This window comes from Kribbella sp. CA-253562, assembly GCF_050942265.1.
In the GTDB taxonomy this organism is placed as follows: Bacteria; Actinomycetota; Actinomycetes; order Propionibacteriales; family Kribbellaceae; genus Kribbella.
Genome location: NZ_CP192049.1, coordinates 2,535,484 through 2,553,614, shown reverse-complemented (window position 1 = coordinate 2,553,614; position 18,131 = coordinate 2,535,484). Strand labels below are relative to the sequence as shown.

The 18,131-nt window shown below is 70.6% G+C and carries 17 protein-coding genes; 4 read left to right on the top strand and 13 right to left on the bottom strand.

What is annotated here, in order from left to right:
• Window positions 1–10 precede the first annotated feature (10 nt).
• Window positions 11–1,735, bottom strand: a complete 1,725-nt coding sequence (locus tag ACQPXM_RS12250; RefSeq protein ID WP_432947912.1) for a thiamine pyrophosphate-binding protein — start codon at window positions 1,733–1,735, stop codon at window positions 11–13.
• Window positions 1,736–1,980: 245 nt separating this feature from the next.
• Here ACQPXM_RS12250 and ACQPXM_RS12245 point away from each other — a divergent pair, with 245 nt between their 5' ends.
• Window positions 1,981–2,265, top strand: a complete 285-nt coding sequence (locus ACQPXM_RS12245) for a hypothetical protein (protein WP_432947910.1) — start codon at window positions 1,981–1,983, stop codon at window positions 2,263–2,265.
• A gap of 5 nt (window positions 2,266–2,270) precedes the next feature.
• Here the strand turns inward: ACQPXM_RS12245 and ACQPXM_RS12240 are convergent, their stop codons facing one another.
• Both ACQPXM_RS12240 and ACQPXM_RS12235 read right to left on the bottom strand, forming a co-directional pair.
• Window positions 2,271–2,837, bottom strand: a complete 567-nt coding sequence (locus ACQPXM_RS12240) for a hypothetical protein (RefSeq protein WP_432947908.1) — start codon at window positions 2,835–2,837, stop codon at window positions 2,271–2,273.
• Entirely contained in the window at window positions 2,834–4,225 is a 1,392-nt protein-coding gene (locus ACQPXM_RS12235) for an MFS transporter (RefSeq protein ID WP_432947906.1), read from the bottom strand. The genes ACQPXM_RS12240 and ACQPXM_RS12235 overlap by 4 nt, the downstream gene beginning before the upstream one ends.
• A gap of 151 nt (window positions 4,226–4,376) precedes the next feature.
• Here ACQPXM_RS12235 and sucC point away from each other — a divergent pair, with 151 nt between their 5' ends.
• From sucC to ACQPXM_RS12220, 3 genes are read left to right on the top strand one after another with little or no spacing between them, the layout of a single operon-like run.
• Window positions 4,377–5,531 (top strand): ADP-forming succinate--CoA ligase subunit beta, encoded by a 1,155-nt coding sequence (sucC, locus tag ACQPXM_RS12230; RefSeq protein ID WP_432947904.1) that lies wholly within the window; start codon window positions 4,377–4,379, stop codon window positions 5,529–5,531.
• Between the two features lie 14 nt (window positions 5,532–5,545).
• A complete protein-coding gene (gene sucD / locus ACQPXM_RS12225; RefSeq protein WP_432947902.1) occupies window positions 5,546–6,439 on the top strand; it encodes a succinate--CoA ligase subunit alpha in 894 nt (297 codons plus the stop codon).
• A 13-nt stretch (window positions 6,440–6,452) separates the two neighbouring features.
• Window positions 6,453–7,337 carry a 2-hydroxy-3-oxopropionate reductase gene (locus ACQPXM_RS12220; protein WP_432947900.1) on the top strand — a complete coding sequence of 295 codons (885 nt, stop codon included), beginning with the start codon at window positions 6,453–6,455 and terminating at the stop codon, window positions 7,335–7,337.
• A 56-nt stretch (window positions 7,338–7,393) separates the two neighbouring features.
• Here ACQPXM_RS12220 and ACQPXM_RS12215 read toward each other — a convergent pair whose 3' ends face one another.
• From ACQPXM_RS12215 to ACQPXM_RS12170, 10 genes are all read right to left on the bottom strand, one after another.
• Entirely contained in the window at window positions 7,394–8,107 is a 714-nt protein-coding gene (locus ACQPXM_RS12215; protein ID WP_432947898.1) for a cation diffusion facilitator family transporter, read from the bottom strand.
• Window positions 8,104–8,463 carry an ArsR/SmtB family transcription factor gene (locus tag ACQPXM_RS12210; RefSeq protein WP_432947896.1) on the bottom strand — a complete coding sequence of 120 codons (360 nt, stop codon included), beginning with the start codon at window positions 8,461–8,463 and terminating at the stop codon, window positions 8,104–8,106. The genes ACQPXM_RS12215 and ACQPXM_RS12210 overlap by 4 nt, the downstream gene beginning before the upstream one ends.
• Window positions 8,464–8,650: 187 nt before the next feature.
• Window positions 8,651–9,718: a 2-dehydropantoate 2-reductase gene (locus ACQPXM_RS12205; RefSeq protein WP_432947894.1), complete on the bottom strand. Its 1,068-nt coding sequence runs from the start codon at window positions 9,716–9,718 to the stop codon at window positions 8,651–8,653.
• Between the two features lie 9 nt (window positions 9,719–9,727).
• On the bottom strand, window positions 9,728–11,503 hold the full coding sequence (gcl, locus tag ACQPXM_RS12200) for a glyoxylate carboligase (RefSeq protein ID WP_432947892.1): 1,776 nt from the start codon (window positions 11,501–11,503) through the stop codon (window positions 9,728–9,730).
• 9 nt (window positions 11,504–11,512) lie between these two features.
• Window positions 11,513–12,352, bottom strand: coding sequence for a hydroxypyruvate isomerase family protein (locus tag ACQPXM_RS12195; RefSeq protein ID WP_432947890.1), 840 nt, complete (start codon window positions 12,350–12,352; stop codon window positions 11,513–11,515).
• A 139-nt stretch (window positions 12,353–12,491) separates the two neighbouring features.
• Entirely contained in the window at window positions 12,492–13,526 is a 1,035-nt protein-coding gene (locus ACQPXM_RS12190; protein ID WP_432947888.1) for an ABC transporter ATP-binding protein, read from the bottom strand.
• Window positions 13,511–14,170: an ABC transporter permease gene (locus ACQPXM_RS12185; protein ID WP_077013772.1), complete on the bottom strand. Its 660-nt coding sequence runs from the start codon at window positions 14,168–14,170 to the stop codon at window positions 13,511–13,513. The genes ACQPXM_RS12190 and ACQPXM_RS12185 overlap by 16 nt, the downstream gene beginning before the upstream one ends.
• Window positions 14,167–14,985 (bottom strand): substrate-binding domain-containing protein, encoded by an 819-nt coding sequence (locus tag ACQPXM_RS12180; protein WP_432947886.1) that lies wholly within the window; start codon window positions 14,983–14,985, stop codon window positions 14,167–14,169. The genes ACQPXM_RS12185 and ACQPXM_RS12180 overlap by 4 nt, the downstream gene beginning before the upstream one ends.
• A complete protein-coding gene (locus tag ACQPXM_RS12175; RefSeq protein WP_432947884.1) occupies window positions 14,982–16,886 on the bottom strand; it encodes a molybdopterin biosynthesis protein in 1,905 nt (634 codons plus the stop codon). The genes ACQPXM_RS12180 and ACQPXM_RS12175 overlap by 4 nt, the downstream gene beginning before the upstream one ends.
• Before the next feature lie 10 nt (window positions 16,887–16,896).
• Complete coding sequence (locus tag ACQPXM_RS12170) at window positions 16,897–18,123, bottom strand: molybdopterin molybdotransferase MoeA (RefSeq protein WP_432947882.1); 1,227 nt, start codon at window positions 18,121–18,123, stop codon at window positions 16,897–16,899.
• Between the last annotated feature and the right edge of the window lie 8 nt (window positions 18,124–18,131).

Sequence of the window (18,131 nt, the reverse complement as noted above, 5' to 3'; positions counted from 1 at the left end):
CCGGGGATCGCTACTTGTACATGGTCTGGTTCATGGTTCCCGGCGCGTAGGCGTCCGGGTCGACCCACACGTTGATCAGCGAGGGCAGTCCGGACTCCCGGGCACGCTTCATGGCCGGCCCGATGTCCTTGGGGTCGCGGACCTCCTCGCCGTACCCGCCGAGCATCTTGGCGAACTGGTCGTACTTGACGTCCCCGAGCGTGTTGCCGATCCGGCCCCGGTCGTGGCCGTACTTGGCCTCCTGGCCGTAGCGGATCTGGTTCATCGAGGAGTTGTTGCCGACCACCCCGACGAACGGCAGCTTGAACCGGACCAGCGTCTCGAAGTCCCAGCCGGTCAGCGAGAAGGCGCCGTCACCGAACAGCGCGACGACCTCCTTGTCCGGCCGGGCGTACTTGGCCGCCATCACGAACGGGATGCCGACGCCGATCGTGCCCAGCGGGCCCGGGTCCATCCAGTGGCCGGGCGACTTGGGCTGGACGACGCCGCCGGAGAAGGTGACGATGTCGCCGCCGTCGCCGATGTAGATCGAGTCCTCGGTGAGGAACTCGTTGATCTCGTGGGCCAGCCGCAGCGGGTGGATCGGGTTGGCGTCCGACAGTTGCTTGGGCAGCCGCTTCTGGTACGCCGCGTCCTCCTCGGCCCGCAGCTCGTTGAACCACGCCTTGCGGTCGCCGGCCTTCTGCACCCGGCCCGACGCGGCCTGGGTGACGGCAGCCAGGATCGCGCCCGGATCGCCGACCAGCCCGAGGTCGATGTCGCGGTTCTTGCCGACGGTGCGGTAGTCCATGTCGATCTGGACCACGGTCGCGCCCTTGGGCAGCCGGCGGCCGTAGCCCATCCGGAAGTCGAACGGCGTACCGACGATCAGGATCAGGTCGGCGTTGTTGAAGCCGTAGCGCCGCGACAAGTGGAAGTGGTGCGGGTCGCCGGGCGGCAGGGTGCCGCGGGCCGAGCCGTTCATGAAGGCCGGCACGTTGTTCTTGCGGACGAACTCGATCGCCGCGTCGCTGCCGCGCGAGGTCCAGACCTGGGTGCCGAGCAGCACGACCGGCTTCTCGGCCCGGGCCAGCAGGTCGGCCAGCGCCTCGATCGAGGCCGGGTCGCCGATCGACTTGGTGGAGGCCCGGTACCGGCCGGCCTCCGGCACGATCGCCGACTCGACCGGTACGGAGTTGTCCAGGATGTCGCGCGGGATCTCCAGGAACGACGGGCCGGGCGCGCCGTTGTAGCACTCCCGGAAGGCCATCGACACCATGTCGGCGACCCGCGCGGTGTGCGGCACGGTGGCCGCGAACTTGGTGATCGGGGTCATCATGTCGACGTGCGGCAGGTCCTGCAGGGACCCCATCTTGTGCTGGTTCAGCGCGCCCTGGCCGCCGATCAGCAGCATCGGGCTCTCCGCGCGGAAGGCGTTCGCGACACCGGTGACGGCGTCGGTCGTACCGGGACCGGCGGTCACCACGGCGCAACCGGGCTTGCCGGTCATCCGGGCGTAGCCGTCGGCGGCGTGCGCGGCGACCTGCTCGTGCCGGACGTCGACGACGGCGATGCCCTCGTCCACGCAGCCGTCGTAGATGTCGATGATGTGACCGCCGCAGAGGGTGAAGATCACGTCGATTCCCTCGGCCTTGAGGGCCTTGGCCACCAGATGCCCGCCCGAGATCGTGGCGGTCTTCGGCTCCGGCTCGGTCGGGTTCGCGACCGCGTTCGATTCGGACACTGTTTGGGCCATCTGTGCAGTCATCTCCTCGTGGAAGGGTCCGGTCTCTGCCCGGCTGGGATCGGGCCGCACTGCCTGTGCTTCGAGCTATGGGTCGGTAGATTGCATACCGTATGGTGTAGTCGTAGTCATATCGCACCGCTGAACCCGTTGTCCAGGGTTCGGCGCCCAGCAGAAACTTGTAGCGACGACTGTATGCAGTATCCCGTATGCTTGTCACTACCGCTTGGTGCACGACCGCGATCAGGGGAGCTGCGATGAGCATTCACGACGAACTCGACCGGACCCGGCAGGCGCTGCACGCGCTCGACCAGGCCGTGGCCGGACTGCGCGGCCGGCTCGGTCCGCATCTCGACGTCCTGCGCCTGATGGACGACGTCGCCCGCTGCACGGCCGACCTGCGCCGGCTCGAGCAGCAGGTCCGCGCGCCGCGCCGCCAGGAGCTGGTGGTGATTCCCGACGACGACCGCGATCACGGCCTGTGGGGCGCCGGCGACGTCGACCACGAAGGTCTCGGAGCACCGGGCCGCCGGGCCCCGTGAGGCAATCAGGACGCGAGAGCCAAGCACTGGCGTAACAAGCGCTTGAGCCGTACGTCGTGGTCGCCGCCCCGGGCGGCGACCACGACCGCTTCCGCGGCGTGTTCGGTCGCGACGACAGTGCGGTAGAACGGCTCACTGAGCTTCAGCCGGTCCAGCGTGGGCAACCACCAGCGCGACGGCCCTCCCGGCGGAGCTCCCGACCGGTCGGTGAGCAGGTAGGCAGCGGTCTCCTGCGCGTTGAGCAGCCGAGTGTGTTCGTCTCTGGCCCGCTCCCCCGGCGCCGCGAGCGCGGTCGAGACGCAGAGCGCCACCAGCCGGGCGGACAGCTCGAAACCCGGCCGCGCGGTGTCCAGAAACAAAGGGGCCAAGGGCAACAAATTGCGGCGGCCGCCCGCGCTGCAGTGGTCGTGGACCACGCGGGCGACCGCCGCCAGGACCGGATGCACGCAAGTCGGCCGGTCTGTCCAGGGTTCTCTGGCGAGCTTCGAGACGAGTTCCAGTACGCACGGCTCAGGCCGCCGCACCCAGGCGTACTCCGCGCCGATCCGGGGACCGGCTTCGGTCCGGCTCACTCGCCCGGCCGGACCGCACCGGCGACCGGGGTGCCCAGCTGGGAAGTCACCGAAAGCGCCGGTCGGCCCGGTTGCTTCAGGAAGCGGACGATGAGCGCGGTGAGCAGCCCGAGCAGGCCGGCAGCGAGGAACACCGGGCGATAACCGACCGTGGCCACCAGGCCCGCGGCGACACCGACACCGACCAGGCCACCGACGGCCTTCGCGCTGTACAGGATCGACTGGTTCTGCAACAGGCTGTTCTCGCCGAAGAACTCCAGCACCAGGTTCGCCATGATCGCGTAGAACGCACCGCCACCGAGGCCGGCGAACATCGCGCACAGGACGAACGCCGCTCCCGCCCCAGCCTCCCCTGCCAGCACCAGACCGACGTGGGTGAAGCCCTCGACCATCAGTACGGCGGCGAGCACCCGGCGGCGGCCGAAGCGGTCCGACAGCGTACCGGCGAACGACCGGCCCAGACCGTTGACTGCGGCAAGCATTCCGGCGGCGAGCCCAGCGACAGCGACACCGAGTCGCGCTTCGGTGGCGTAGCTGACGACGAATGCGATACCGAACAGCGACAGCGCCGTACTGATGGCCAGCGTCAGCCACATCAGCGGGAGCGCCCCGGTTTTCATCGCCTCGGCCGGGCGGTAGTAGCGCACGGCGGGCAGGTTGTTCGGGATGCTCCGGTTCAGCCGGCGGTCGACCGCCCACGCCTGGGCGTCGATGTCGGCCGGCCACCAGTGCCGCGGCGGGTCCTTGAGCAGGCCACCGGCGGTCATCACGATCAGCAGCGCGACCAGCGCGGTCAGGTCGAAGACGTACCGCTGGCCGCCGGTGGTGTCGAAGATGGTCAGCAACGCGATGCTGGGCACCGCACCGACGGCGAACCCGCCGGTGACGAAGCCGATCGTCGAGGTCCGCCGATCAGGGAACCAGCGGGCGGCCGTGGTGATGCACGCGGAGTAGACCAGCCCGGCTCCGATGCCGCCGACGACGGCGTACCCGAGCATCGCGCCGGTGTAGCTGCTGGAGTGGGCCAGCGTCACCAGGCCGACGGCGGCGAGGAACCCGCCGAGAACGACGAGCTGGGTCGGTGTCACCCGGCGGACCCGCTGCAGCCAGGCGGCCGGTACGGCGGCGAGCGCCTGGAAGGCGACGAAGACGGCGAGCAGCCACATCGTCTGGACCGTGCCCCAGGCCCGGCCCGACTCGAGACCGAGCGCGGCGGAACCGAAGGAGTACTGCAGCGGGCTGATCGCCGCCATGCAGGCCCAGGCGGCCCACAACTGCCACCGGCGCGAGTGCCCGGTCAGTTCCCTGGGGTCCTCGCCGATGCGGTACCGGCGGCCGTACACGTCCCGAACGTCCCGGGGAGGCGTACTGGTGGTCGCGTCATTCATGATCGCCTCCTGACTACTGCATACCGTATGGAACTGTGGTACCCCTCTCCGCCACTGCTTGTCCAGACCTCGCAGCCCTTGTGCACGAATCTGCATACAGCATACAGTCGGCACACGAGTCAGCTGCGTGCGTGAGGAGAGGACTGCCCCCGTGGACCTGATGGAGTACCAAGCCAAAGAACTCTTCGCCCGGCACGCCGTGCCGGTCACCCTCGGCCGGGTGGTCGAGGACGCCGCGGACGCGGCCGGGGCGGCCGAGGCCCTCGGCGGCCGGGTCGTGGTCAAGGCCCAGGTGAAGGCCGGCGGCCGTGGCAAGGCCGGTGGCGTCAAGCTGGCCGCCGACCCGGCGGAAGCGACCGAGCGGGCCCGGGAGATCCTCGGGATGGACATCAAGGGCCACACCGTGCGGCGGGTCCTGCTCGCGCCGGCGGCCGACATCGCCGAGGAGTACTACTTCTCGTTCCTGGTCGACCGGGCCAACCGGGACTACCTGTGCATCGCGAGCACCGAGGGCGGCGTCGAGATCGAGGAGGTCGCGCACACCAATCCCGAGGCGATCGCCACGATCTCGATCGATCCCGCGGTCGGCGTCGACGACGCGAAGGCCGCCGAGATCGTCGCCGCGGCCGGCTTCCCGCCCGAGGCCACCGAGGTGGTGAAGAGCCTCTGGACGGTGTTCATCGCCGAGGACGCCTCGCTGGTCGAGGTCAACCCGCTGGTCAAGCTCGGCGACGGGCGGCTGGAGGCACTGGACGGCAAGGTCACGCTGGACGAGAACGCGGCGTACCGGCACCCGGACCACGCGGCGTTCGAGGACAAGGCCGCGGCCGACCCGCTCGAGGCGGCCGCGCAGGCCAAGGGCCTGAACTACGTCAAGCTCGACGGCGAGGTCGGCATCATCGGCAACGGCGCCGGACTGGTGATGTCGACGCTCGACGTGGTCGCGTACGCCGGTGAGGCGCACGGCGGTGTGAAGCCCGCGAACTTCCTGGACATCGGCGGCGGCGCGAGCGCCGAGGTGATGGCCAACGGGCTCGGGATCATTCTCGGCGACGCGCAGGTCAAAAGCGTGTTCGTGAACGTGTTCGGCGGCATCACCGCCTGCGACGCGGTCTCCAACGGCATCGTGCAGGCGCTCGAGCTGCTCGGGCCCGCGGCGAACAAGCCGCTCGTCGTCCGGCTGGACGGCAACAACGTGGACGAGGGCCGCAAGATCCTCGCCAAGGCGAACCACCCGCTGGTCACGGTGGTCGACACCATGGACGGTGCCGCGGACCGCGCCGCCGAACTGGCCGCCCAGGCCTGAGAGGAGCTGGACAGATGGCGATCTTCCTGACCGAGAACAGCAAGGTCATCGTGCAGGGCATGACCGGCGCCGAGGGACAGAAGCACACCTCCCGGATGCTTGCCGCGGGCACCAACATCGTCGGCGGCGTGACACCGGGCAAGGGCGGCCAGTCGGTCGACTTCGCCAAGCGGTCGATCCCGGTGCACGGGTCCTGCGCCGAGGCGGTGAAGGCGACCGGCGCGGACGTGTCGGTGGTGTTCGTGCCGCCGCGCTTCGTCAAGGGCGCGGTGATCGAGGCGATCGACGCCGGCCTGGGGCTGGTCGTCGTGATCACCGAAGGCGTACCGGTGCACGACACCGCCGCGTTCTTCGCGCACGCCGAGGCCGCCGGCACCCGGATCATCGGCCCGAACTCCCCCGGCCTGATCAGCCCCGGCCGCGCCAACGCCGGCATCATCCCGGCCGACATCGCCGGGCCCGGACGGATCGGCCTGGTGTCGAAGTCCGGCACGCTGACCTACCAGATGATGTACGAGCTGAGCGAGTACGGCTTCACCACCGCGATCGGCATCGGCGGCGACCCGATCATCGGCACCACCCACATCGACGCGCTGCGGGCCTTCCAGGACGACCCGGACACCGAGGCGATCGTGATGATCGGCGAGATCGGCGGCGACGCCGAGGAGCGGGCCGCGGCGTTCATCGCCGAGTACGTCACCAAGCCGGTGGTCGGTTACGTGGCCGGCTTCACCGCCCCGGAGGGCAAGACGATGGGCCACGCCGGCGCGATCGTGTCCGGCTCGTCCGGTACGGCGGCCGCCAAGCAGGAGGCGCTGGAAGCCGTCGGGGTGAAGGTCGGCAAGACGCCGTCCGAGACCGCGCAGCTGATGCGCGCCGCGCTCGAGCAGATCCTCGACCCGGTCTGAGAAGGGACTTGCGATGACACGGAAGATCGGATTCATCGGGCTGGGCATCATGGGCTCGCACATGGCGGCCAACCTGGTCCGGGCCGGGCACGACGTCACCGGGTACGACGTGGTGCCGGCCTCGGTCGACAAGCTGCTCCAGGCCGGCGGCAAGCCCGCGCCGACGATCGCCGAGGCAGTCGCCGGTGCGGAGGTGGTGATCACCATGCTGCCGGACTCCCCGCAGGTCGCCGAGGTGGTGCTCGGGCCGGGCGGCGTACTGGAGTCCGCCCAGGCCGGGTTGCTGCTGATCGACATGTCGTCGATCGCGCCGGAGACCTCGCTGGAGGTCGCGAAGGCCGGCGCGGAGCTCGGCGTACGGGTGCTGGACGCGCCGGTGAGTGGTGGTGAGCAGGGCGCGATCAAGGCGTCGCTGTCGATCATGGTCGGCGGGGACGAAGAGGTGTTCGCCGAGGCGAAGCCACTGCTCGAGGATCTCGGCCGGACGATCGTGCACGTCGGTGGTCACGGCGCCGGTCAGACCGTGAAGGCCGCCAACCAGCTGATGGTGGCCGGCATCATCTCGCTGGTCAGCGAGGCGATCGTGCTGCTGGAGGCGTCCGGCGTCGACGGCGAGCGCGGTCTGGAGGTGCTCGCCGGAGGCCTGGCCGGCAACCGCATCCTGGACCTCAAGGCCGCGACGATGCTGGGCCGGGAGTTCGCGCCCGGCTTCCGGATCGACCTGCACCACAAGGACATGGGCATCGCGCTGTCCGCCGCCCGCGCGGCCGGTGTCGCGCTCCCGGTGACCGGACTGGTCGCCCAACTGGTTTCCGCGGCCCGCGCCATGGGTCACGGATCTCTCGACCACTCGGCTTTGCTGAAGGTGGTCGAGGAACTGTCAGGACGGAACACCTGACACGGGCCGCCGGTGGGGGTGGCCAGCTCCCCCGCCGGCGGTCCTTCGGACCCGCCCTAGCAGCAGCCGTCGGTGCACTTGCCCTCCGCGCAGGAGCAGCCGGCGGCTTCCGCTGCTCCGGCCACGGGCGCGCAGCACCCCTTGCCCTGCCACGCTTCCAGCCCTTCGCGAACCGCCACGCCGGCGATGACCAGCCCGGCGATCGGGTCGGCCCAACTCCAGCCGAGCGTGGCGTTGAGCACCAGCCCGACCAGCAGTACGGCGGACAGGTACGTGCACAGCAGCGTTTGGGTGCTGTCGGCAACGACCGCGTTGGAGCCGAGCGCCTTCCCGGTCCGCCGCTGCGCCCAGGACAGGAACGGCATCACGATCAGCGACGCGATCGCCAGGCCGATGCCGACCGGTGAGGCGTCGGGGCTCGCGCCGGTGATCAGTGCCCGGACGGACTCGAAGCCGACGTACGCGGCGAGGGCGAAGAACGAGAACGCGAGCAGCCGCAGCGCCTGGCGCTCGCGGGTCTCGGGCAGGCGATGGCGGAACTGCCACAGGATGATCAGCCCGCTGGAGACCTCGACCACCGAGTCCAGCCCGAAGCCGACCAGCGCGACCGAACCCGCGACGATCCCGGCGCCGATCGCGATGATCGCTTCGACGACGTTGTAGCTGACCGAGGCCGCGGCCAGCAGTTGCGCGCGACGACCGAGGCGGCGACGCTGCTCCGGGTCGGCAGTCCAGGTGCTCAACGGGCTGAGCTGCAGGGGCTCGCTCACGAGTTGGCCTCCACGCCGTACACCGGGCAGAGCGCGACCGCGTCGCCGGTGAGTCCCAGCAGCCGTTCGGCCGCCGACAGCAGCTCGAGCGTCGCCTCCGGGTGCGACAGGGTGAACACCGAGGCCCGCCCCTGCGGCCGTGAGTCGACAAGTCCACAGTCGCGCAGACACGCGAGATGCTTGGACACCGTCGACTGCGCCAGCCCCAGGTGCTCGGTCAGGTCGACCACCCGATGCGGTCCCAGCGCCAGGTGCCGCACGATCGCCAGCCGCGAGGCGTCGCTGAACCCGTGGAACAGACACGCCGCCACGGCCAGCCCGGCCGACTCATCGATGACCAGCTCTTTCATCGTCATCCGGCGATGATATCCCGCGATCGGCGCCGCGGGAACCTCGGGCCGCGCCAGCGGCGACAGGGGCAGGAGCAGCAGCGGCGGCACGGCACTGCGCCCCGAAGGACCTCGCGGTGTCCTTCGGGGCGCAGCGGGTGGAACAGGGGGATCCGGAGGGCTGTCGGCAGGGCTCGTCTCCGGACCCTCCTGGTCAAGGGGTGGCGGCTGTTGCCGGTGGAGCCACAGCGGCCGGGGCCACCGAGCCGGGGGCCCGGCCCGACGTCGGCGCGTGAGCGACCTTTCCGGTCGACGCGCCGACCTTGCTGGACAGCAAATCCGCGACCGCGTGCACGGCGCGCAGCGTCGGCGCCTTCGTGCCAGTCAGGTCGGCCAGCTCGACCACCGCCGCGAGGATCACGTCGAGTTCGAGCGGTTTGTCCTTCTCCAGGTCCTGCAGCATGGACGTCTTGTGCTCGCCAACGCGTTCGGCACCGTCGATCCGCTTGTCCACCGAGATGTCGGGATCCGAGCCGACCGCGCGCGCGATCTCCAGCGTCTCCTCCATCATCAGCCGGACCATCGCGCGGGTGCCCTGGTGGGTGGCGATCTCGACCATCGTGGCCCGGGCCAGCGCGCTGATCGGGTTGAACGCCGCGTTGCCGAGCAGCTTGATCCAGATGTCGTTGCGGACGTCGTCCTCGACCGGGCACTTCAGCCCGCCGGCGATCATCGCCTCGCTGAACTGCCGGCAGCGCTCGCTCTGCCCGCCGACCGGCTCCCCGATCGAGAACCGCGTCCCTTCCAGATGCCGGACGACGCCCGGCCCTTCCAGCTCCGTCGAGCAGTACACGACGCAGCCGATCGCCCGTTCGAGCGGAATCACCCGGGTCACCGCGCCGTCCGGGTCGACCGACTCGATCCGGTGTCCCTCGTACGGTCCGGGCAGCCCGTGGAAGTACCACCACGGGATGCCGTTCTGGGCCGCGATCACCGCGGTGTTCTCGTGCAGCAACGGCTCGAGCAGCGGGCCGCAGGTCGCGTACGAGTTCGCTTTCAGCCCGAGGAAGACGAAGTCGACCGGGCCGATCTCGCGCGGGTCGTCGGTGGCCGGCGTTCTGGCCAGCCAGTCGCCGCGTGGGCTGTAGACCTGGACCCCGTTCTGGCGGATCGCGTCGAGGTGGGCGCCGCGCGCCACCAGGTGGACCTCCGTGCCACCCCGGTGCAGGGCGGCACCGACGTACGCACCGATCGCTCCGGCGCCGAGAACTGCGACTCTCATCAGACCTCCTCAGTCCCGTAGCCCGGAGGCGGTGGGGATCGGGTTCACGACGCCGTCCAGCTCGTCGAACTCGACCACGTTGTCGATCTCGGTGCCCATGGCAACGTTCGTGACCCGTTCCAGGATCACCTCGACCACGATCGGCACCTCGAACTCGACCATCAGCTTCTTGGCCTCTTCCAGGGCGGGCAGGATGCCGTCGGGCTCGAACACCCGCAGCGCCTTGCAGCCCAGGCCTTCGGCCACCTTGACGTGGTCGACGCCGTACCCGCCGAGCTCGGGGGTGTTGATGTTGTCGAACGACAGCTGGACGCAGAAGTCCATGTCCAGCCCTCGCTGGGCCTGCCGGATCAGCCCGAGATAAGCGTTGTTCACCACCACGTGGATGTAGGGGATCTTGAACTGCGCGCCGACCGCGAGCTCCTCGATCAGGAACTGGAAGTCGTAGTCGCCCGACAGCGCCACGACCGTCGCGTCCGGATCGGCGACCGCGACGCCGAGCGCGGCCGGGCCGGTCCAGCCCAGCGGTCCGGCCTGGCCGGCGTTGATCCAGTGCCGGGGCCGGTAGACGTGCAGCATCTGGGCGGCCTGGATCTGCGACAGCCCGATCGTGGAGACGTACCGGACGTCGGGTCCGAAGGCATTGTTCATCTCCTGGTAGACCCGCTGCGGCTTGACCGGCACCGCGTCGAAGTCGGTACGCCGTTGCAGCGTGCGCTTGCGTTCACGGCACTGCGCGGCCCACTCGGACCGGTCCGGCAACGGCCCCTCGGTCATCCGGGTGCGGGTGACGTGGATCAGCGTTTCCAGCGCCGCCCTGGCGTCGGACACGATGCCGAGATCGGGTGCGAAGACCCGCCCGATCTGAGTCGGCTCGACGTCGATGTGCACGAACTTGCGTTCACCGCGGTAGACGTCCAGGCCGCCGGTGTGCCGGTTCGCCCAGCGGTTGCCGATCCCGATCACCAGGTCGGAGGCCAGCAGCGTCTGGTTGCCGTACCGGTGCGAGGTCTGCAGGCCGACCATGCCTGCCATCAACCGGTGGTCGTCCGGGATCGTGCCCCAGCCCATCAGGGTCGGCACCACCGGGACGCCGTTCAGTTCGGCGAACTCGACCAGGAGGTCCGCCGCGTCGGCGTTCACGACGCCGCCACCGGCGACGATCAGCGGATGCTCGGCCGCCGCCAGCAGGTCGAGCACCTTCTCCGCCTGCGCGACGCTGGCCCGCGGCGTCGCGATCGGCAGCGGCACGTACAGCTCGGGATCGAAGTCGATCTCGGTCAGCTGCACGTCCAGCGGCAGGTCGATCAGCACCGGGCCGGGACGCCCGCTGCGCATCACCTGGAACGCCTTCTGGAAGGTGCCCGGGACCTGGGCGGCCTCCATCACGGTGACCGCGAGCTTGGTCACCGGTCCGGCGATCGCCGGGACGTCGATCGCCTGGAAGTCCTCCTTGTGCAGCTTGGCCACCGGCGCCTGACCGGTGATGCACAGGATCGGGATCGAGTCGGCCGAGGCCGCGTACAGGCCGGTGATCATGTCGGTTCCGGCCGGGCCCGAGGTCCCGACACAAACGCCGATGTTGCCCGCGGCCGCGCGGGTGTAACCCTCGGCCATGTGCGAGGCGCCCTCGACGTGCCGGGCCAGCACGTGCTTCAGTTCGCCCTGCGCGCGCACCGCCGCGTAGAACGGGTTGATGGCGGCGCCGGGAAGTCCGAACAGGTGCGAGACACCTTCGCGGCGAAGGATCTCCACCGCCGCACGGGCGGCAGTCATTCGTGGCATACCTGCTCCTTATCGGTCAGAACCGGAACGGTCCGGCGCGGCCAGGTCGGTCAGCCAGCCGAAGCTGTCGGTGGTCGGGCCGGAGGGCTTGTACTCCAGCCCGATCCAGCCGTCGTAGCCGGCGTCGGCGAGCTCGCCGAGGTGCTGGGCGATCGGGATCGTTCCGGCGCCGGGCTCGTGGCGCCCGGGCGCGTCGGCGAGTTGCACGTGCGCGATCCGATCGGCGTACGTCGTGATCGCTTTGCTCACGTCGTCCCCGTTGACGGTCAGGTGGTACAGGTCGGCCAGCAACCCGATGCTCGTGACACCGGACTCGCGGACCACCCGGTCGATCACCGCGACTGCGTCGGCCGCGGTCAGCAGCGGGTAGCGCTCGGCGCCGCTGACCGGTTCGACCAGCACGGTCGCGCCGAAAGAACCGGCCGCAGTGGCGGCCAGGGCGAGGTTCTCGGCGGCCAGTTCGTCCTGCGCCGCCGGGGTGGATGTTTCGACCCGGTTGCCGTACAGCGCGTTGAACGCACGGCAGCCGAGACGTTCGCCGATTCCCAGCGTGACCGCGATGTTGTCGCGGAACTCCAGCGAGCGTTGCGGCCACGACACCAGTCCGCGGTCGCCGCCGGGCATGTCGCCGGCGGCGAAGTTCAGTCCGGTCAGCTGGACGCCGGCGTCCAGGATCGCCTGCTCGAACGCGGTCACCTCGGCGTCGCCGGGAAGGCTCGAGTCGAAGGGCCACCAGAACTCGACCGCGTCGAAGCCGGCCGAGCGGGCGGCCGCAGGTCTTTGCAGCAAGGGCAGTTCGGTGAACAACAGCGAGCAGTTCACGGCGAACGAGGGCACAGCAGTCAACATGGTCCCGCCTTTCGGAGGGGCTCGGTATACGGCATACAGTAGGCTGGCTCCTGTAGGCGGTCAAGGCATGACCAACGTCACATTTCCGATCGCTCGATAGGCCTTGCCTACCAGCGATTTCGGAAAGCCCTTGCTGGATTCAGGGGCGCGGCAGGATGGTGCTCAGCGCGGGATCGAAGGTCGCGCGGACGGCGAGGCCGGCGCGCAGGGTGCTCCCACCGAGCGGAACATGCGCCAGCAACGACACGACTCCGGCGACAGCGACCATGCGGTGCCCCGGCCCGGGACTGACCCGAGTGACCTGCACGGGAAGGCCGGGCCAGTCGGCGGGCAGCAGCCGGACGCCACTCGCGAACGCGGCGACAGTGACCGGGCCCGGCGGGCGGTCGGTGGTCAGGCCGGTCGGCGCCTCGCCCACCAGAACGGTTCCGTCCGGCCCGACTTCGGCGTCGACCAGGTTCTCGTAGCCGACCAGCGCCGCCACGTCGGTGTCGACGGGCCGGCGGTTCAGCTCGTCCGGCGTCCCGAGCTGGTGGATCCGGCCGTCGAGCAACACGACGACGCGGTCCGCGAAGTGCAGCGCCTCGTCGGCTCGGTGCGACACCTGGACCACGGTGATCGCGCGGTCGCCCAGCGCCCGGTCGAGATCGGCGAAGAAGACCGTCCGGGACTGGGCGTCGAGTCCCGCCGCGGGTTCGTCCAGCAGGAGAACGTCTGGATCCAGCGCGAGCGCACGGGCCAGGCTGACCCGCTGCTGTTCGCCGCCGGACAATGCCCGGGCGGGACGGTCGGCGAGGTGCGCGACGCGCAGCCGGTCCAGCACCTCCATCGCCAAGTGCCTCCGCTGCCGGCGGGGCACCTTGCGCCACTGCAGCGGCAGCTCGACGTTGCGCAGCGCGCTGGTACTGAGGAGACCGGCCCGCTGCGTGACGTACGCCGTCCGCCTGAGCAGCTCCACTCCCCCGCTCGCGGTGTCCAGGTCGTCGACCGTGATGCGCCCGGCCGTGGGCGGTTCGACCGCGGCGAGCAGGCGCAGCAGCGTCGTTTTGCCCGCGCCGTTCGGGCCGAGAACCGCCAGGCGTTCGCCCGCGGTGACGTCGAGCCGGTCGATCGACAGCACGTCCCGCCCGCCGCGGCGGTGCCGGACTTCGCGCAGGCTCAGTTCCGCGCCCACACGGCTCCCCGCTGCTGGATCGAAGCGAGCAGGCTGTTCACCACGAACGCGAGCACCAGCAGGATCACGCCGTACACGATCGCGGTGCCGAACTCGCCGCGGCTGACGTTCTCGACGATCGCGGTCGTCATCACCTGGGTCTGGCCGTGGATGTTGCCGCCGACCAGCGTTGCCGAGCCGACCTCGGAGATGGCGTGCCCGAAGCCGGCCATCGCCGCGGCCAGCAGCGGCAGCCGTGCCTCGATCCACAGCCGGAGCACCAGTTGCCGGCGGTTCGCTCCGAGAGAGCGCAGTTGCTCGGGTAGTTCGGGTGGCAGGAGTTGTAGCGCGGCCATCGTGATGCCGGTGATGAGTGGGGTGGCGATCGCGACCTGCGCGATGATCATGCCGCGCACGGTGTAGATCAGGTTCAGGTCGCCGAGTGGTCCGCTGCGCCACAGCAGCAACGCGACGATCAGTCCGACGACCACGGTGGGCACGGCCATCCCGGTGTTCACGACCGCGGTGAGCAGCCGCCGGCCGGGCAGGCCGGCCAGGGCGAGGGCGGTGCCGAGCGAGATCCCGAGCAGCGAGGCGATGACGGTGGCCGTCAGCGACACCGTCGCCGAGCGCGCCAGGACCTCGTAGACCGGCTCGGCGGTCATCGCTTCGCGTCGGCGAAGAACAACGCCTCGCCGTACTTCTCGATGCCGTACTTCGCGATCAGCTCCTGCGCGCGCTGGTCCCGGACCCAGCCGGCGAAGGCCGTCGCGCAGGCGGTGTTCACGCCTTCGTGGTCGACCACGATGACGTGGTAGTCGTTGCGCAGGTCGGCGGAGTCCTCGAACAACACCTTCAGCTGCAGCCCCTTGGTGGCCAGGAAGGTGCCGCGGTCCGCCAGGGTGTAGGCCTGCTTCTGGTTGGCGATCGTCAGCGTGGCTCCCATCCCCTGGCCGGTCGCGACGTACCACCGGCCGGCCGGACGTACGCCGGCCGCCTTCCACAGTGCCAGCTCCTTGGCGTTCGTGCCGGAGTCGTCGGCGCGGGACGCGAACGGCGCCTGCCGATCGGCGATCCGCTTCAGAGCCGCCGCGGCGGTGCCCGCGCCGGACAGCCCGACCGGGTCCGCGGGCGGTCCGACGACGACGAAGTCGTTGTGCATCACTGGTTCGCGGCTGCTGCCGTGACCGGCCGCCATGAACTTCTCCTCGGCAGCGGGCGAGTGCACCAGCAGGACGTCGGCGTCGCCCTTCTCACCCATCTTCATCGCCTGTCCGGATCCCACCGCCACCGTCTTGACCGAGCAGTCGCTGCTCTCGTCGAAGGCCGGCAGCAGTACGTCGAGCAATCCCGAGTCCTGGGTGCTCGTGGTCGTCGCCAGCACCATCGACCCTGAGGGTCCGCTCGGCGCCGCCGCGCTGTTGTTGCACCCGGCCACCAGTACGGCGGCCAGCAAGATCGCCATGGTCTTCAACGTCATCGCAACCGCCTGCCTGTCTCGGTGGTGTTGTAGCCGCCCAGCTTCGCGATCGCGCCGTGGAAGTCCGCCGACTGCAGCAGCTCCCACAACGGCGCGAGCAGCGGGTCGTCGAGGCTCGACGCTTCCACGACCAGGTCGTACGGCTCCTCGGCCACCGGCACGAAGTCCAGCCCGAACGCCCGCGCCGCGGCGAGAATGCCGAGCCCGCAGTCGGCCCGGCCCGCGGCGACGGCGGCCGCGACAGCCAGGTGCGTCGGCTCCTCGCGGGCGTAACCCCGCACCGTCGCCGGATCGATCTCCAGCCGGCGCAGTTTCTGGTCGAGCAGCATCCGGGTGCCGGCGCCGCGCTGGCGGTTGACGTACGAGTGCTCGGGCAGGTCCGCCAGGTCGGTGATGCCGAGCGGGTTGCCGGGCGCAACGATCAGCCCTTGATCCCGGTGAACCAGCCGGACGACGGCCAACTCCCGGCCGGGCATCAACTCGTCCAGGTAGGGCAACGTGTACTCGCCCGTTGCCGGATGCAACAGATGCGACCCGGCCAGGTGACACAGCCCGTCCCGCAGCGCGACCAGACCGCCGAGCGAGCCGACGTTCGACGACGCGAGGGTCAGCGTCGGGTCGGCGCCCCGCAGCATCGTCGCCGCGACGTCCACGACCAGGTCGTGAGAACCGATCGCGACGATCGTGCGCTCGATCTCCGGCAGCCGCCGCAGCAGCCGGACGCCGACCGCCTCGCCGGCGTGATGCCCCTCGACACCGGCCGGCACCAGCAGCAATCCGTCCGCCCGGACCAGCGACGTGAGCACACCGGCCCCGCGCGGCAGCGGGGACGCCACGATCTGCCCACCGACGGAACCGAGCCGGACCCGCACCCAGTCGTCCATTCCGACCACCGACGGCAGCTTCCGGGCCAGCTTCGCGGTGACCTCGGGCCGCTGGGCGGCGGCAGCACCTTCGAGCGCCGCGAGCAACGGCGCGACGAAGATGTCGAACGTCAACGCCGCCGACACCGGGTATCCCGGTACGCCGACCACCGGCGTCGCGTCCACAGCTCCGAGCACGACGGGATGACCAGGCCGTACGGCGACCCCGTGCACCGCCAACGTTCCCAGGTCGCCGACGATCCGCGCGGTGTAGTCGTCCCGGCCGGCGCTCGAGCCCGCGATCACGATCACCAGGTCCGCGGACTCCGCCGCCGCGCGCAGCGCCGTACCGATCCGGTCGACGTCGTCCGGCTGGATCTCGGTCGCCCACGCCTCGCATCCGGCCTCCTGAGCCTGCGCGACCAGCATCAGCGAGTTGGTGTCGAGGATCTCCCCCCGACGGACCGGTGAGCCGACCGGCACGATCTCGTCGCCGGTCGGGATCACGGCCACCCGCGGGCGGCGGCGTACCAGCAGACGGGTGGCTCCGGCGGCCGCGGCGGCGGCCAGGTCGACCGGTCGCAGCCGGTGTCCCTCGGGTAGCAGCAGTTCGCCCGCGCTGATGTCCTCGCCGATCGACCGCACGTGCTGGTACGGCGGCACCGCGGACCTGATCTCGGCCTCGCCGTCGACGTAGTGGACCTGCTCCCGCATCACGACCGCGTCGAACCCGTCCGGCATCGGATCGCCCGTGTCCACCACGACATACGACGCGGGGCCGAGCAGCAGCGGGCTGGTCGGACCCGCGCCATGGGTGTCCTGAGCCCGTACGGCGATGCCGTCCATCGCGGCCACGTCGCTGACCGGGGACGACCGGGTCGCCCAGACCGGCTCGGCCGTCACGCGTCCGGCCGCCTCCGACACCGGGACGAGGTCGGCGGCCACGCGGTCGGGACAACCCGCGGCGGCGCAGGCGTCGTACCAGGCCTGCAAGGCGTCCGCCACGGGCACATCACTGATGAAGGGGCTGCTGTGCACGAGTCCTCACCTATCCGTACATCGTCACGGTGACCTGAGCCCCGGCGTCCAGCCCGGTCGCCGGCTCGGGGATCACCACGTAACCGTCCGCGCTGGTCAGCAACGACAGCAAGGCCGAGTGCCCGAACAGCGGTGTGGCGACACCGTCGCACACGGACACCTGAACGACGTCGAGACGCCCCGCCGCCGACGCGACGGGTCGTGCCATCGTCGCGAGCGTGGACGGCTCCGGCGGCGCCGAGGTGATGCCGCCGACCAGCCGCAGGACCGGCAGGCCGACCATCCGGAACACCACGAGCGCCGACAGCGGATTACCCGGCAGGCCGATCACCGGTACGTCCGAGCACTCGGCCAGCAACGTCGGTTTGCCCGGCTTGATCGCGAGCCCGTGGCAGTACACCCCCGGCGCGCCGAGGGACTCGACCGCGGCTGTGGTCTCGTCGCGTGCACCGACCGACGAACCGGCCGAGACGACGACCAGGTCGCACTCGGCGACCGCCGCGGCGAGCGTCTTGGTCAGCAGGTCCACGTCGTCCGCCACGATCCCGTACGACGCGGGCTCGCCACCGGCCTGCGTCACCAGCGCGGCCAGCGCCGAGGCAGTCGCATCGCGAACCTGCCCAGGACTCAGCTCTGCGGTATCCGGTGGAACCACCTCGTCACCAGTCGAGATGATCGCCACCCGCGGGCGTCGGCAGACCTCCAACTGCGTCACGCCGGCGGCCGCCAGCAAGCCGAGGTCCTGCGCCCGCAGCGGCCGGCCCGCCGGCGCAAGCTGCTTGCCAATGGCAACGTCTTCGTCAGCCCGCACCACACCGTCGCCGACCGCGACCGGCCGGGTCACCTCGATCACGCCCGGCATGGTGACCTGGGTGTGCTCGACCATCACGACCGCGTCGGCACTGGCCGGTACGGCGGCCCCGGTCGGGATCTGCACGGCACCGCCGGACCGCACCTCGACGTCCGCGGCCCGGCCCATCCGCAACGCCCCGACCACCTCCAGGTACGCCGGAAGCCCGTCGCCCGCGCCGTACGTGTCGGCGGCACGCACCGCGTAGCCGTCGACCGTCGAGCGGGCGAAGCCGGGCAGCTCGGCCCCGGACAGCACCGGCCGGGCGGGGACCCGGCCGAGCGCGTCCTCACGGCGTACGGTCTCCGTGCCGGTCCGGCGCCGGGGGCGGAATCCCGCCAGGGCCTGCGCGACCGACTGGGTCTGGAAGAACTCCTTCCCGGGCACGGTGCCTC

Bases quoted from the DNA above. Each gene is read 5' to 3' on its own strand.
- ACQPXM_RS12250 (WP_432947912.1), bottom strand. From the start codon at position 1,735: ATGGCCCAAACAGTGTCCGAATCGAACGCGGTCGCGAACCCGACCGAG.
- ACQPXM_RS12245 (WP_432947910.1), top strand. From the start codon at position 1,981: ATGAGCATTCACGACGAACTCGACCGGACCCGGCAGGCGCTGCACGCG.
- ACQPXM_RS12235 (WP_432947906.1), bottom strand. From the start codon at position 4,225: ATGAATGACGCGACCACCAGTACGCCTCCCCGGGACGTTCGGGACGTG.
- sucD (WP_432947902.1), top strand. From the start codon at position 5,546: ATGGCGATCTTCCTGACCGAGAACAGCAAGGTCATCGTGCAGGGCATG.
- ACQPXM_RS12220 (WP_432947900.1), top strand. From the start codon at position 6,453: ATGACACGGAAGATCGGATTCATCGGGCTGGGCATCATGGGCTCGCAC.
- ACQPXM_RS12210 (WP_432947896.1), bottom strand. From the start codon at position 8,463: ATGACGATGAAAGAGCTGGTCATCGATGAGTCGGCCGGGCTGGCCGTG.
- ACQPXM_RS12205 (WP_432947894.1), bottom strand. From the start codon at position 9,718: ATGAGAGTCGCAGTTCTCGGCGCCGGAGCGATCGGTGCGTACGTCGGT.
- gcl (WP_432947892.1), bottom strand. From the start codon at position 11,503: ATGCCACGAATGACTGCCGCCCGTGCGGCGGTGGAGATCCTTCGCCGC.
- ACQPXM_RS12195 (WP_432947890.1), bottom strand. From the start codon at position 12,352: ATGTTGACTGCTGTGCCCTCGTTCGCCGTGAACTGCTCGCTGTTGTTC.
- ACQPXM_RS12185 (WP_077013772.1), bottom strand. From the start codon at position 14,170: ATGACCGCCGAGCCGGTCTACGAGGTCCTGGCGCGCTCGGCGACGGTG.
- ACQPXM_RS12180 (WP_432947886.1), bottom strand. From the start codon at position 14,985: ATGACGTTGAAGACCATGGCGATCTTGCTGGCCGCCGTACTGGTGGCC.